This is a genomic window from Prevotella sp. E13-27, assembly GCF_023217965.1.
Taxonomy (GTDB): domain Bacteria; phylum Bacteroidota; class Bacteroidia; order Bacteroidales; family Bacteroidaceae; genus Prevotella.
Window position 1 is genome coordinate 700303 of sequence record NZ_JALPSC010000001.1, and the last position, 13897, is coordinate 714199.

A 13897-nucleotide genomic window follows, 5' to 3' on the forward strand; every position below is an offset into this window, starting at 1 on the left:
ACTATTCCAGAAGTTCGAGCGCCTTCTTCACCAACTCACTTTCATCATTAACGATGCTGTAGTATTCAGTCATGTCCCAAAGATCACGGGCAATAAGCGCCTTCATCTGTAGCTTTAGCTCAGGAAGAGTCTTTGCGAGCTCTTCAGCATCCTTCGGCTTGATATTCTGCTTCTCACCCTCTTTCAAGACAGTATCAATATATGACTGCGGTATCTCGAAATCTCTCTTGAACAGCGCGAAGTCCTTGTACTGCTTTAACAGACTCTTGCGGTTTTTGTCCATATAGCGCAAGTTCTGATTGATAAGGACACTCTTTGCTGCCAACTCACGATGGAACTTTGTATAGCGAGTTGTGTCGAGAGGTATGAAATGGTCGGGCATGATACCACCGCCACCATATACCGTACGATGTTTCTTCAGAGTATAATAACGCAGAGAGTCTGAGAAATGTATGGAGTCCTTGTTAGTAAGCTCTCCATGCTTCAAGCGGTTTGCCACATCCATGGCATAGTCCTTCTTATTACCTTTCTCATAGGGTTTCTGTATGCATCGGCCCGACGGCGTGTAGTAATGAGCTATAGTAAGACGAATCATCGAACCGTCAGGAAGGTCAAGAGGACGCTGCACGAGTCCCTTGCCGAAAGTGCGACGACCGACGACTAGGCCTCGGTCTTGATCCTGAATAGCACCTGTGACAATCTCAGCCGCAGAAGCCGTATATTCATCTACCAAGACTACCACACGTCCCTCAGTAAACATACCAGTAGATGTGGCATTATAGTCACGGCGGTCCACCATGCGCCCGCGCGTATATACAATAAGGTCTCCACGATGCAGAAATTCCGATGCAATGTCAGCTGCAGCCTGGAGATAGCCACCGCCATTGCCCTGAAGATCCAGTATAAGGTCCTTCATACCCTTTGACTTCAGTTCCGTCATGGCATCAACGAACTCCTGATATGTCGTAGCGCCGAAATTGCCTATGCGGATGAGTCCCACCTGAGGGCGCACCAAATAGACTGCATCAATGGACTTAACAGGTATCTTGTCACGAACAACATTGAAGAACAGTGTGTCCTTTATTCCCTGGCGCACAACTTTAAGATGAGCAATGGTACCCTTCTTACCACGCAGACGACGCATAATCTCTTCACGCGACATCTTCACGCCAGCTATTGCAGTATCATTGACCCCCACGATACGGTCGCCAGCAAGTATTCCGACCTTCTCTGAAGGACCTTTGGTGATGGTCTGTATAACGACAAGGGTGTCCTCCATCATGTTGAACTGCACACCGATACCCTCAAACGAACCCTGGAGCGGTTCGTTCATCGCCTTTGTCTCCTTAGGAGTGCTATAGGCACTGTGAGGGTCCAGTTTCTCAAGCATGCCACGGATGGCGTCCTCTACAAGTTTTGTTTCGTCAACACTATCTACATAGAGGCTCCTAATGGCCATCTCGGCATAATTCAGCTTGCGCAAGTTGTCATCATTACGTTTCTGCGCATTAACAAGGGTTGTCGCCAGAAGCAACAAGAATACCGCTGACAGTATATAATTTCTCATAATCCGATATTCCTAATTATTCATAAACATCTTCCTCAGGTCTGTCTTCCTCTATAACGAGGTTATCGATAATGAAATTCTGGCGTTCCATGGTATTCTTTCCCATATAGTATTCCAGAAGCTTCTGAACCTGGTCGGTCTTGTGCAGTGTGACCTGCTCCAGTCGCATATCCTCACCGATGAAACCGGCAAACTCTTCAGGAGAAATCTCACCAAGACCTTTGAATCGGGTTATCTCTGGGTCTGGTCCTAAGTCGCTGATAGCCGCCAGGCGTTCCTCCTCATTGTAGCAATAGCGTGTTATGAAGTCAGACTTCTTACCATCGCGTGCCTTTGAGTCGGCATCGGCAATGACATCCTTGTTCTTTATCTTCGTACGACGGTTACGCACTCGGAACAATGGTGTCTGCAACACATAGACATGTCCTTTGCGGATAAGCTCAGGGAAGAACTGCAGGAAGAACGTTATGATAAGCAGTCGTATATGCATTCCATCGACATCGGCATCGGTAGCTACTATCACCTTGTTGTAGCGCAACGTGTCAAGTCCCTCTTCAATGTCGAGTGCCGCCTGTAGGAGGTTGAACTCCTCATTTTCATATACCACCTTCTTCGTAAGTCCAAAAGAGTTGAGTGGTTTTCCGCGCAAAGAGAACACAGCCTGTGTATTCACGTCGCGACTCTTTGTTATAGATCCGCTTGCAGAGTCACCCTCGGTAATAAATATCGACGACTCTTCTTTACGGTTATCTTTCACGTCGCTGTAGTGAATACGACAGTCACGCAGTTTGCGGTTATGCAGATTGGCTTTCTTAGCACGCTCACGGGCAAGTTTCGTCACACCTGCCATGGCCTTGCGTTCCTTCTCACTCTCCTGAATCTTCTGCATCATAACCTCTGCCACATCAGGATTCTTGTGCAGGTAGTTGTCCACCTCCTGCTTTATGAAATCACCAACATACTTATTGATGCTTGGCGGTGCCGGATGATTGGCATCAACTTGTGTCGGCACTGGTGCCATGGTGAGTGAGCCGAGCTTAATCTTCGTCTGGCTCTCAAACATCGGCTCTTCCACATTGAGTGCTATAGCTGCTACGATGCCTGTACGGATGTCGCCATACTCAAAATTCTTCTGGAAGAACTCCTTTATCGTCTTTGCTATATGCTCCTTGAAAGCACTCTGATGAGTACCGCCCTGTGTGGTATGCTGACCATTCACAAATGAATAATACTCCTCACCATATTGGTTGGCATGGGTGAACGCTATCTCAATGTCTTCGCCTTTCAAGTGGATTATCGGATAGAGAGCATCAGCGCTCATACGGTCTTTCAACAAATCCTCGAGACCATGGCGCGACAAAATGCGTCGGCCATTGTACATTATTGCAAGACCTGTATTAAGGTAAGTATAGTTACGGAGCATGTTCTCCACTATGTCATCGTGGAAATGATAATGCAAGAAAAGAGTGCTATCAGGCTCAAAATAGATATATGTTCCGTTCTCGTCCTGCGTATCTTCTGTTTTGTCTGTCAGCAAGATGCCACGTTCAAATGTAGCGCGTCGCACTTTACCGTCGCGATACGATGCCACCTCGAAGTGCGAGCTAAGAGCGTTTACGGCTTTCACACCCACGCCATTAAGACCTACAGATTTCTTGAACGCCTTCGAGTCATACTTACCACCAGTATTCAACACAGATACTGCTTCGATAAGTTTTCCTTGCGGGATACCACGTCCATAGTCGCGCACACTGACACGTAACTGCTCATCGACAGAAATCTCCAAACGGTCACCAGCATGCATCTTGAACTCGTCAATAGAGTTGTCTATCACTTCTTTAAGCAGAACATAGATACCGTCTTCTGGAAGCGAACCGTCACCCAGACGTCCGATATACATGCCTGGACGTGTACGCACGTGCTCCATGTCGGAGAGGTGACGGATATTGTCATCGGTATATTCTACTGTCTGCTGTTGCAGGTTCTCGTTGTTGGTGATAATCTCTTCTGACATATTCTTAGCGTTCAATATATTTCATGATAAGTTCTACTGCATCCTCGATGGTATGATCAGCCATAGAGATGACCAGGTCATAGTTGCGTGTGTCGTAGCGCGACGTACCTGTGTATTTACGGACATAACTCTCGCGCATACGGTCCACATCATCAATAAGCTTCTGTGCTTCCTCGCGACCAATGCCTTTCTTCTCCATAAGACGGGCAATGCGCTGTTCCATCGGTGCCTGAATGAGGATATTCAAATGGTTCGGATGATCACGGAACACATAGAAGCTGCTACGGCCTGCCACCACACACGACTCACTTTCGGCAATACCCTGCAGAATCTCCACCTCGGTCTTGAACATATAGTCTGTGGTAAGGCTATCGGCATCGTCGTTCACCATCTGGTACTTGTACTGCTGTTGTGCCATGGCAAGGCCCAGCGCCATTGTGCGCTTCAGTTCAGCCCACCAACTATGATCCTGACCTTTACGACGCTCTATCTCTTCCGCCGTCAGATTATACTTTTTCTGCAGGCCTTGAATGACAGCCTTGCTATAGAACGGTACGCCCAGTCTGGCAGCCAACTGCTCACCGACACTGCGTCCACCACTTCCCAATTCGCGGTTAATACTGATGATGAATTTCTCGTTTACATTCATGTCCGTATATGCTTGAGTTATGATTGTTTTTGTTATTCTGCTGCAAAGATAGTGATTTTCCTCACAAAAACGGCCGCTTTTAAGTGAAAGTTTGGTTGGTTAAAGAAAAAAAACTATCTTTGCAGTCAGTTTTTCAAAATAATACCCGTTTGTTATAATGGACGATAACTTCGACATAAGGGAAGAGCGCTATGCCCACCAAGGCAGCAACGAGAAAGACTTCGAGAATGCCCTGCGCCCACTAAACTTCAGCGACTTCAGTGGTCAGCAGAAGGTGGTAGAGAATCTCGAGGTGTTTGTTGAGGCAGCCAAATATCGCGGCGAACCGCTTGACCACACCCTGCTCCACGGTCCTCCAGGACTGGGAAAGACCACTCTTTCAAACATCATTGCCAATGAGCTTGGCGTGGGATTTAAGATTACCAGCGGCCCCGTGCTTGACAAACCTGGCGACCTCGCAGGAATACTCACCTCGCTTGAGCCGCGCGACGTTCTCTTCATTGACGAGATACACCGTCTGTCGCCCGTGGTAGAGGAATATCTCTATTCTGCCATGGAAGACTACCGCATAGACATAATGATAGACAAAGGTCCATCGGCCCGTTCCATACAGATAGACCTCAATCCGTTCACACTCGTTGGTGCCACCACACGAAGCGGACTGCTTACCGCACCGCTACGTGCACGCTTCGGCATAAACATGCACTTGGAGTACTACGATCCAAAGACGCTGGCAAAGATTGTGGAGCGTTCCGCAGGTCTTCTTGGCGTGCCCATCACCGAAGACGCTGCGCTCGAGATTGCCGGACGTTCACGTGGCACGCCACGTATTGCCAACGCACTGCTGCGCCGTGTGCGAGACTTTGCTCAGGTGAAAGGCACTGGCGGCATAGATGTTAAGATTACAAGGATTGCGCTGACAGCCCTGAATATCGACAAGTTCGGTCTCGACGAGATAGACAACAAGATTCTGCTCACCATCATCGACAAGTTCCGCGGCGGTCCTGTGGGCATCTCCACTATTGCCACTGCTATTGGCGAAGATGCCGGTACAGTGGAAGAGGTCTATGAGCCGTTCCTCATCATGGAAGGTTTCATAAAACGCACATCACGTGGACGCATGGCAACAGAGCTGGCATACAAGCATTTCGGCAGAAATCCTTATAGCGGAAACATCATGGAGCCGAACCTCTTCGATAATTAATACGGTACGACTCTGTAATACTTGCCTTAAACCGTTTTTAAACAAGCAATTCTATATTGTAACAAAATAAATGCAGAACTATATTTTCGAAACAAAGATGGAGGTGCGCGACTATGAGTGCGACATCGAAGGAATAGTCAACAATGCTCAGTACGTTCACTATCTGGAGCACACTCGCCACCTCTTCCTGAAAGAATGCGGACTGAGCTTCGCCGAGATGCACGACAAAGGCGTGGATGCCGTTGTGGCACGCATGCAGCTGCAATACAAGGTTCCTCTGCGTCCCGACGACGAGTTCTATTCACGTCTCAACCTCACAAAAGAAGGCATCAGATACGTTTTCCATCAGGACCTTTACCGCGCAAGTGACGAGCAGCTTTGTTTCAAAGGAAAGGTAGAGCTGGTATGTCTTATAAATGGTCGCCTCGGCAACAGTGAGGAATACGACAAAGCTTTTGAAAGGTTCATAAAATAGTGAACATCTTTTGTTTAGTGATGACAGCAAGCACCTTACTACTATGAATTTCACAGAACACCTATACTCCATTGCACTGACCCACCTCGCAGGTCTTAACCTGCAGATGGCCCCACAGTTGGTGCACGCCTTAGGTAGCGCACAGGCCGTTTATGAACACCGTAACAACATCTGTGATGCCTTACCCGACTTCTCCCCAAAATTGGCGAACAACCTTAAAGAATGGAGCGAAGCCTTGCGGAAAGCAGAGGAAGAGATGGCTTTCACAGAACGCCACCACATAAAAGTGCTTACTATCAATGACAATGACTACCCTCAGCGCCTTGTCAATTGTCCCGACGCTCCTCTTGTGCTTTATTTCCTTGGCTCAACCGACCTTAATCCCGTCCACACGATAAGCATCATTGGCACACGCCGCTCAACGAGCTATGGCCATGACATCATACGACATCTCATTAGCGACCTGCGACAGATGGGAGTGATGCCGTTAGTGATAAGTGGACTTGCCTACGGCATTGACGTATGCGCTCATCGTGAGTCGCTTGCCAATGGATTCGACACAGTCGGCGTGCTTGCGCATGGTCTTGACGACCTATATCCGCCAAAACACCGAGACACAGCAAAAGAAATGATACAGCACGGTGGGCTCCTTACCGAATATATGTCGCACACACGTGTTGACAAGATAAACTTCGTAAGACGAAACCGCATAGTAGCAGGCATGTCAGACGCCACAATTCTTGTGGAGAGTGCTGCCCATGGCGGTGGACTTATAACATGCAGCATAGCACAGGACTACAACCGCGCAGTGTTTGCATTTCCTGGTGCTGTAGGCGCACAACACAGCGAAGGATGCAACAAACTTATACGCAACAATGGTGCCGAACTAATAACATCGGCTGCCGACCTTATAGAGTCAATGGGATGGCAGAATGACATGCAGTTGCAACAGGCACAAGCGAAAGGTATAGAAAGACAGCTCTTCCCAGACCTGTCTGAAGAAGAGCTGTCTATAGTAAATGTCCTCAAAGATATTGGCGACGTTCAATTGAACATTCTGTCTGTAAAGACAAACATACCCATCGGTCAACTGTCAGCGACGCTTTTCCAAATGGAGATGAAAGGCATTGTTCGCCCTCTTGCAGGCGGCAGCTATCACCTCCTATCCTAAAGTCTTTCGTCTAAAGTCTGTAGTCTAAAGTCCAAGGCCTATAGTCTATAGTCTGTAGTCTATAGTCTAAGTCTAAAGTCAGAATCTATAGTCAAAAGGACTATCGAAATCTTTCAGGAGGGCATGCTTAGTGTCTTTTTCTGAAAGAATAGCTTTCTCAACAGGTATGCGCCAGTCAATGCCGAGAGAATCATCAAGGATGCTTATTCCTCCGTCAGCCTCAGGATGATAGAACTCATCACACTTATACTGGAACACAGCTATATCGCTAAGGACGGCGAAGCCATGGGCAAAACCCTTAGGGATGAAGAACTGTCGATGATTATCTTCGGTCAGCTCTACAGCAACATGCTCACCATAGGTGGGACTACCTTTGCGTATATCAACGGCAACATCGAGCACAGCACCTTTCACACATCTCACGAGCTTACTCTGTGTGAATGGCGGACGCTGAAAATGCAGGCCTCTCATCACGCCATAGCTCGACTTACTCTCATTGTCCTGTACGAACTCCACATGACCTATCTTCTCATCAAACTCACGCTGTGAGAACGACTCGAAGAAATATCCTCTTGCATCTTCAAAAATACGCGGTTCGATGATATACACTCCATCGATTTTTGTCTTTATTACTTCCATATTTCTATTGTTTCTGGCGGCAAAATTACAAAGAAAAAGTCAACTTAACAAGTTTTTCAAAATTATTCCCACACAAACAGTCATTTAAACAGAAAAATCAGTATGAATAACGCAATAAGTAAAACAACAGATATCAAAGACATGAACTTAAACAGCTTTTGATACTTCTTCCTTTTCTTCTGGGCATGCAACAGTTGCTGATTTAAGCTATCGATCTCATTCTTACATCTGGCTGAATCCGTATTACATCGACTCTCTAATTCATTTTTGCTTCTGACCAATTCTTCTTTGCTTCTGATTAATTCGGCGTTTTCAGAATGATAGCAAACAACCTTTGATGCCAATGCATGTAACGTGTTGGCGTTTCCGGCAGCTTGGGCTAAAGCATCGACCCAAATCCGGCTGTCTTCTGTGGGATCGAGGCGCTGAATGGCAAAATGCAAAGCATCTTCCATCATATATTGGGGAATGATGTTTTGTGCTAAATTCTGAATAATGGGCGACACTTGGCGGGAGCTCACGAATGTTTGTAGCATTTTTAATCCTTGGAAGTAATTGAGACTTCCCCTGTATTGGTCTAAGGTTACTTCTTCCTTCGTAGACATTCCCGTTCCATACCTATAATGATATAGCCTACTGTCTAATCGAACCCAGCTATTTGAGAAGAAGAACAGATAGAAGCATGCTAAAAAATCTTCCAAGTGATTGATGCGCAACGTATCCTGATGGAGGACGGCCTTTTGGGCAACCTCTGTCTTAATGGCCTTGGTTGCAATGTTCCATGGAATCTCCTTCTTCTCATAGCAGTGCATCAGCATGTCATCAGCCCCGTCAATGCTGTCAATGCTGACATTAAACCAGCTGTTGAACCATTTAACAACGGGTGAATCCTGGTCTGTGGCTTCTGTCACAAGCCCGTATTGGATAATATCCGCATGAGTTTTTTCTGCCAATGCCACAATTTTCTCACAAGCACTCTTTTCAAACCAGTCATCACCGTCCATGAATACAACATAGTCACCTGTAGCCATCTTGATTCCTTTCTGGCGTGTGGCATACAAACCTTGGTTCTCTTGGCTGACGATGATGATGCGAGCATCTTTTTTCCCGTATTCCTCTATGATTTGCAGACTGTTGTCTGTTGAACCGTCATTGATACAGATGATTTCAATATCATGATAAGTCTGCTCAACAATTGAATCAAGCGCCTCCTTCAGGTATTGACTGACATTATATATTGGGATGATAACTGAAATTTTCATAATAGTATGTTCTTTAGTCAGAAATAAGTTCTTCTAATACTTTCCGATAACCCTCACTATTACGTGACATGGTATAGCTTTTTGCCTTTTTCACTACATTTTCCCTCATTCGGGCCAACCATTTCGCGTCTGTCGCCATGCGATACAACTTATCAGCAAAAGCCTTACAATTATAGGAAGGGACTAATACGCCATTTTCCTTTGAGGGCGAAATAATATCACGTATTCCTGCCGTACAATCAAAAGCGATAGGAACGACTCCATAAGCCTGTCCTTCGGCTAAACATAGCGGCCAGCCTTCGTATTGGGATGTCAGGCATATAATAGATGCTTTTTGGTAGAAACTGACGGTATCGTTGGTAAACCCGGCAAAAACCATTCTTTCAATATGGTGCTGACATATATACTGTTCGAGATTTTCCTTCTCAGGACCGTCACCGACAATGACAAAACGCCAGTCTGGCAGACGCTGATAAATGAGTCGCCAAATCTCAGCCATTCGCATGGGGCGTTTATCCGCTAACGATAGCCGACCCACGAATATAATAATTTTCTCTTTGTTCAAGGAGGGGACAGCTGTTGTCTCAATTCCGTTTGGAACTACTCTCAGTTTTTGTGCATTGGCCTTGGAAAGCCGCATCTTTCTGACAAGCATCTTGGCATAGTCTTCGCACAACACAACATATCTGTCGGCTGCATCAATTGTGTTGCGATAAATGGGAAGCGTCTCCTTCATGCCATTGTGTAGCCACCTATCATACCAATGTTTCCAATTCAAAGAGAAATCTTTTGCTTCGTAGAAAGGACAGCCGTGTAGTGCATATACTATTTTACATGACGTGTTCTGTTTGATTACCTTTATGCGATAGAAATGCATGGCAACCACAACCAAGGCTGCAACATGGTTTTCTCTGATATGCTGGCAAAGAAAATCAAGGTTTTCGTCAGTGTCCGGATCCATGGTAGGAACTATGACAACCTGGAACAGCCGTTCGTAGCCTTTAGGATACTGGTCAGTGCAGTGACGCGCCGTATAGATGATTACCTGATGTCCTGCAGCTATCAGTTCATTTGCGGTGTGCGATACGGCTGTACCTGTACCACCGGCAGGAAATTCCAATATATAGAATGCAAACGTTGCCATCGGCGTATGTGATAATTTTTTGCAAAAGTACGAAAAAACGACATAAAAGCCAAATAATAGTTTCTTTTTCTATCCTAATTAGCCATATACCAGAGTGACAGAGACTGAATATTAATATTTTTTAAAAACAACTCTGTATTTGTGCTTTTCCGATGGCGATAAAATATTTTTTTTTAACTTTGCTCCCTTAATTTGCAAGGACATCTTCTTTGAGAGAAAAATGAAAGACGTTTCAATTATTACAATCAATCGCAATAATTTAAATGGGCTGAAAGCAACCTACAATAGCATCATTTCCCAATCCTATAATGGCTGGGAGTGGATTGTCATTGATGGTGCAAGCACAAAAGGCGATAAATCATTTTTGGAACAGCATCAGGACGACATATCCTATTGGTGTAGTGAGCCGGACAGTGGTGTGTATAATGCAATGAATAAAGGCATTGCAAAAGCAAGTGGCAACTATCTGATTTTTATGAATTCTGGCGACACGTTCCATGACGCAGCCGTTCTCGATAATGTTTTTAAGAACCATCACGAGGCAGATGTCTTATATGGTGACTGGACCCGAATCTACGAAGACGGTCATCATCTGGAAATAAAGTCGCCTGATACGTTCTCTTTGCATTTTATCAGTAGGGACAACATTTGTCATCAGGCTATGTTCATAAAGGGCAGCGTACTAAAGAAATTTCCTTACGACGAATCCTATAGGCTATATGCAGATTGGGCCAAATGGATTGAACTTACACTGAGGAAATGCACATTTGAACATCTGCCCATACAAATCTGCTATTTCATGATGGGCGGTATGAGCTGTACGGCAAACACCGAGGAGGAATTCAAAATGATGCAACAGCGCGAATTGTCGCCTGCTATTCAGGAAACCTTGAAATTGATAGATCATTATCAGGCACCTCACCCCCTAGCACAAGAGGCTGACAGGTTAATTAAGAAAAAGAAAATATACAAAAAACTCATACACTGTGCCATCAGGCTTTCCCACCTGTTGGAGAAACTATAGGTAAACCGTCATCTATCACAATTTTATTATATGCTATCACTCATCATTTGCTCAAAGTTTCCTGCTTTAGAAAAAGACCTGCTCCAAAACATTGAAGACACCATCGGTATTCCTTTCGAAATTGTGAATATTGACAACTCGCAAGGTAAATACAATATTTTTGAGGCATATAATCTCGGTGTAGAACGAGCAAAAGGCGAGTATCTCTGTTTCATGCATGAAGATATCGTATTTCATAGCAAGAACTGGGGCAAAGTCGTTGAGAACTATTTGTCGCAGGATTTCGTAGGAGCACTGGGCGTTGCTGGCGGAAATATTGTTCTTGACCAACTGGATTGGCGCTTTTATGGATTCCATAAAGTATACCTGATTCAAGGCATATACACCGAAGAAGAGTCACCTTGCTACTCTATTGCATATTATCCGCCTATGGCAAAAAACGAACCTATTTGTCAGGTTGCTGCCATTGACGGTGTTTGGATGTGCTTCAGAAAAGACATCTTCAAAGAAATACGCTTCGATGACCAGAACTTCCATGACTTCCATTTATACGATTCGGACATCAGCATGCAAGTGAACAAGACTGGCCGAGGCATATTCCTTACCCAAGACGTACTGTTGGAACACAAGTCTTATGGAACATTTACCTCAAGCTACAAGGACAGCCTCGCCATCTTTTTCAAGAAATGGGAAAAAGACTTGCCCATGATGAAAGGTGCCATCATTGCAAAAGAAGACATCAACGCAGCTCTCGTTTCTGCACAGAAAGCATTTGACGAGCGGCTGGAACAAGATGCTAAACTCGTTGAACTGAGAAAAGTCATCAGGGCAAAAAAAACTGGTGAAAAGTGCAGAGACTATACACCTGAAGAAATGGAACTAATGGACAAATCATCCTATGACTTCAGGCTGCGAATCATTAAAGACAAAAACATTCCACGGGCTGTGGTCAAAGAAAAAATAAAAGAATATGCAAATGCTCCTTATGCCCGAAAAACGAGAAAGCTCATCATGAAATATTTCTGGTACAGATATATCAAACGGTAGCAAATACTTACGGAATATACTCCTTCCAGAACTCTTCATACTGATATTTACGCCATGCGTGACAGCCGAAAGGCAACTGTCGTTGTGTCACCTCTTCAAACAGATATTTCGGCGAACACTCGAAGGAAAAAAAGGCTGCCTCTTCAGGAGAGGGAATATTCAAGCGATGGCGTGTCGGTGCCAGACCATAGCAGAAGAAACCGTCTTCCCACATCCATGAGGCCTCGCCCTTGTTCATATAATAGCCCAATGTATTGGTACCAATGACAGGACTGCAACAGCGCGAAAGGCAATGGAACAAACTGCCTATCGATTTATATTCATCACGGAATATTTCCCTACATGATTTCATGCGAAGGTTAAGATTGGTTACACGTATGAAGGCCTCAATGCGACGAAGAGACAGTCCCCCATTGCCTGCACACCACAATCCATAACCCTCTTCATGGCTTTTATGTTTCTCAAACCATGGAGCACCAATATAGTCATAACCTTTTCTACACCATGCTTCAAGTTCATCGCTGAACACCCAGGCATCCAACTGATAAATGAGCATATAGTCATAATCAGAAAACCGTTGATAAAACTTACGGCTCTTCATCAGTTTGTTATATCCAGCAATGCCATCAAAAAAAGACGGTTTAAACCTTTCTGTCGGAATGTTTCTTCCCGCACATTCGTCATATTGTGCAGTATTCATCCCTATAGGACAAACTAACATTATAGGATAATTCCCCAAGATTTTGAAACATTGCTTCAAACTACATCTTTCATCGTTGGTAAGCTCCGTCTTATAAACAGGAATAAGAATAACTGCTTTCATCTTTATTGTCAATTATTTCAATAACTACTACAAAGGACATTTATATTTTAATGTACTGTTTCCAGAACTCTTCGTACTGGTATTTGCGCCAGGCATGGCAACCAAAAGGCAACTGCCCATGGGTCACCTCATTGAAAAGATATTCCGGTGAGCATTCAAATGCAAAAAGAGCTGCCTGCTGCGGACTTGGAGTGCTTAGCTCGTAGTTGGAACCGCGCAACCCATAACAGAAGAAGAAATCTTCCTGATAGCGCTTCCTGATATGCCGAATGCTATTGGTACCCACCCAAGGTCCCATGCAGCGAAACAGGCAATGGCCTAAGTCTGAAAATGAGTGATATTCCTGCCGAAAGACCTGATGGCAGGTCTTGACTTTCGACATAGAAGGGAGTGATGATGTTGTGAGGAACTTCTCAATACGCCGCAACGACAGTCCGCCATTTCCAACAAGCCAAAGGTCATAGCCTTCCTCGTGCGTATGATTCAGTTCAAACCATGGTGCACCAACATAATCATATCCCTTAAGGCACCATTCTGTAAGTTCGTCACTGAACACCCACGCATCAAGTTGGTAGATTAGCATGTAGTCATAATCGTTGAACCGCTCATAAAACATGCGACTCATCATCAGCCTGTTATATCCATCGATATTCTCAAAAAAAGGTGGCTGAAACGTCTCGCAACGCAATTCACGCCCCGCTACCTTAGAGTACTCCGAGACATTAAGTCCATCGGGGCAAACCAATGTCACCTGATAATTGCCCAACACGCTGATACACTGACGAAGAGAATGCTCTTCATCGGCAGACAGAATGGGTTTATATACAGGTATTACGATGACTATACGCATGATTATGCTATCTAACTGCTTGCAAAGT

General features: G+C 45.0%; 13 protein-coding genes. 5 read left to right on the forward strand and 8 right to left on the reverse strand.

All coding sequences use genetic code 11. The features are described 5' to 3' along the window. Position 1: 1 nt before the first annotated feature. From M1L52_RS02915 to M1L52_RS02925, 3 genes are read right to left on the reverse strand one after another with little or no spacing between them, the layout of a single operon-like run. Complete coding sequence (locus tag M1L52_RS02915; protein WP_248613311.1) at positions 2-1567, reverse strand: S41 family peptidase; 1566 nt, start codon at positions 1565-1567, stop codon at positions 2-4. A gap of 16 nt (positions 1568-1583) precedes the next feature. Further along, positions 1584-3581, reverse strand: a complete 1998-nt coding sequence (locus tag M1L52_RS02920; RefSeq protein ID WP_248613312.1) for a DNA topoisomerase IV subunit B — start codon at positions 3579-3581, stop codon at positions 1584-1586. A gap of 4 nt (positions 3582-3585) precedes the next feature. Beyond that, positions 3586-4230: an AAA family ATPase gene (locus tag M1L52_RS02925; RefSeq protein WP_248613313.1), complete on the reverse strand. Its 645-nt coding sequence runs from the start codon at positions 4228-4230 to the stop codon at positions 3586-3588. A 157-nt stretch (positions 4231-4387) separates the two neighbouring features. On the opposite strand from M1L52_RS02925, the gene ruvB reads away from it, so the two are divergent. The 3 genes from ruvB (at position 4388) to dprA (ending at position 7080) form a co-directional block, all read left to right on the forward strand. Beyond that, entirely contained in the window at positions 4388-5434 is a 1047-nt protein-coding gene (ruvB, locus tag M1L52_RS02930) for a Holliday junction branch migration DNA helicase RuvB (protein WP_248613314.1), read from the forward strand. A 70-nt stretch (positions 5435-5504) separates the two neighbouring features. Further along, positions 5505-5909, forward strand: coding sequence for an acyl-CoA thioesterase (locus tag M1L52_RS02935; protein WP_248613315.1), 405 nt, complete (start codon positions 5505-5507; stop codon positions 5907-5909). 43 nt (positions 5910-5952) lie between these two features. After that, positions 5953-7080: a DNA-processing protein DprA gene (gene dprA / locus M1L52_RS02940; RefSeq protein WP_248613316.1), complete on the forward strand. Its 1128-nt coding sequence runs from the start codon at positions 5953-5955 to the stop codon at positions 7078-7080. A 78-nt stretch (positions 7081-7158) separates the two neighbouring features. Here dprA and rfbC read toward each other — a convergent pair whose 3' ends face one another. The 3 genes from rfbC to M1L52_RS02955 all read right to left on the reverse strand — a co-directional run bounded on the left by rfbC (position 7159) and on the right by M1L52_RS02955 (position 10125). Beyond that, positions 7159-7719, reverse strand: a complete 561-nt coding sequence (gene rfbC / locus M1L52_RS02945) for a dTDP-4-dehydrorhamnose 3,5-epimerase (protein ID WP_248613317.1) — start codon at positions 7717-7719, stop codon at positions 7159-7161. Between the two features lie 80 nt (positions 7720-7799). Next, complete coding sequence (locus M1L52_RS02950; protein WP_248613318.1) at positions 7800-8981, reverse strand: glycosyltransferase family 2 protein; 1182 nt, start codon at positions 8979-8981, stop codon at positions 7800-7802. 13 nt (positions 8982-8994) lie between these two features. Then, complete coding sequence (locus M1L52_RS02955; RefSeq protein WP_248613319.1) at positions 8995-10125, reverse strand: glycosyltransferase; 1131 nt, start codon at positions 10123-10125, stop codon at positions 8995-8997. Between the two features lie 220 nt (positions 10126-10345). Here M1L52_RS02955 and M1L52_RS02960 point away from each other — a divergent pair, with 220 nt between their 5' ends. Both M1L52_RS02960 and M1L52_RS02965 read left to right on the forward strand, forming a co-directional pair. Then, a complete protein-coding gene (locus M1L52_RS02960; protein ID WP_248613320.1) occupies positions 10346-11149 on the forward strand; it encodes a glycosyltransferase family 2 protein in 804 nt (267 codons plus the stop codon). Between the two features lie 30 nt (positions 11150-11179). Continuing rightward, on the forward strand, positions 11180-12196 hold the full coding sequence (locus tag M1L52_RS02965; protein ID WP_248613321.1) for a glycosyltransferase: 1017 nt from the start codon (positions 11180-11182) through the stop codon (positions 12194-12196). A 7-nt stretch (positions 12197-12203) separates the two neighbouring features. Here the strand turns inward: M1L52_RS02965 and M1L52_RS02970 are convergent, their stop codons facing one another. After that, positions 12204-13019, reverse strand: a complete 816-nt coding sequence (locus M1L52_RS02970) for a DUF5672 family protein (protein ID WP_248613322.1) — start codon at positions 13017-13019, stop codon at positions 12204-12206. Between the two features lie 40 nt (positions 13020-13059). Next, positions 13060-13869, reverse strand: coding sequence for a DUF5672 family protein (locus tag M1L52_RS02975; RefSeq protein ID WP_248613323.1), 810 nt, complete (start codon positions 13867-13869; stop codon positions 13060-13062). Positions 13870-13897: the final 28 nt, after the last annotated feature.

What these genes read in the sequence shown, in the direction of transcription:
- rfbC (WP_248613317.1), bottom strand. Translation starts at nt 7,719, where the DNA reads ATGGAAGTAATAAAGACAAAAATCGATGGAGTGTATATCATCGAACCG.
- M1L52_RS02970 (WP_248613322.1), bottom strand. Translation starts at nt 13,019, where the DNA reads ATGAAAGCAGTTATTCTTATTCCTGTTTATAAGACGGAGCTTACCAAC.
- M1L52_RS02920 (WP_248613312.1), bottom strand. Translation starts at nt 3,581, where the DNA reads ATGTCAGAAGAGATTATCACCAACAACGAGAACCTGCAACAGCAGACA.
- ruvB (WP_248613314.1), top strand. Translation starts at nt 4,388, where the DNA reads ATGGACGATAACTTCGACATAAGGGAAGAGCGCTATGCCCACCAAGGC.
- dprA (WP_248613316.1), top strand. Translation starts at nt 5,953, where the DNA reads ATGAATTTCACAGAACACCTATACTCCATTGCACTGACCCACCTCGCA.
- M1L52_RS02965 (WP_248613321.1), top strand. Translation starts at nt 11,180, where the DNA reads ATGCTATCACTCATCATTTGCTCAAAGTTTCCTGCTTTAGAAAAAGAC.
- M1L52_RS02975 (WP_248613323.1), bottom strand. Translation starts at nt 13,869, where the DNA reads ATGCGTATAGTCATCGTAATACCTGTATATAAACCCATTCTGTCTGCC.
- M1L52_RS02955 (WP_248613319.1), bottom strand. Translation starts at nt 10,125, where the DNA reads ATGGCAACGTTTGCATTCTATATATTGGAATTTCCTGCCGGTGGTACA.
- M1L52_RS02925 (WP_248613313.1), bottom strand. Translation starts at nt 4,230, where the DNA reads ATGAATGTAAACGAGAAATTCATCATCAGTATTAACCGCGAATTGGGA.
- M1L52_RS02935 (WP_248613315.1), top strand. Translation starts at nt 5,505, where the DNA reads ATGCAGAACTATATTTTCGAAACAAAGATGGAGGTGCGCGACTATGAG.
- M1L52_RS02960 (WP_248613320.1), top strand. Translation starts at nt 10,346, where the DNA reads ATGAAAGACGTTTCAATTATTACAATCAATCGCAATAATTTAAATGGG.
- M1L52_RS02915 (WP_248613311.1), bottom strand. Translation starts at nt 1,567, where the DNA reads ATGAGAAATTATATACTGTCAGCGGTATTCTTGTTGCTTCTGGCGACA.
- M1L52_RS02950 (WP_248613318.1), bottom strand. Translation starts at nt 8,981, where the DNA reads ATGAAAATTTCAGTTATCATCCCAATATATAATGTCAGTCAATACCTG.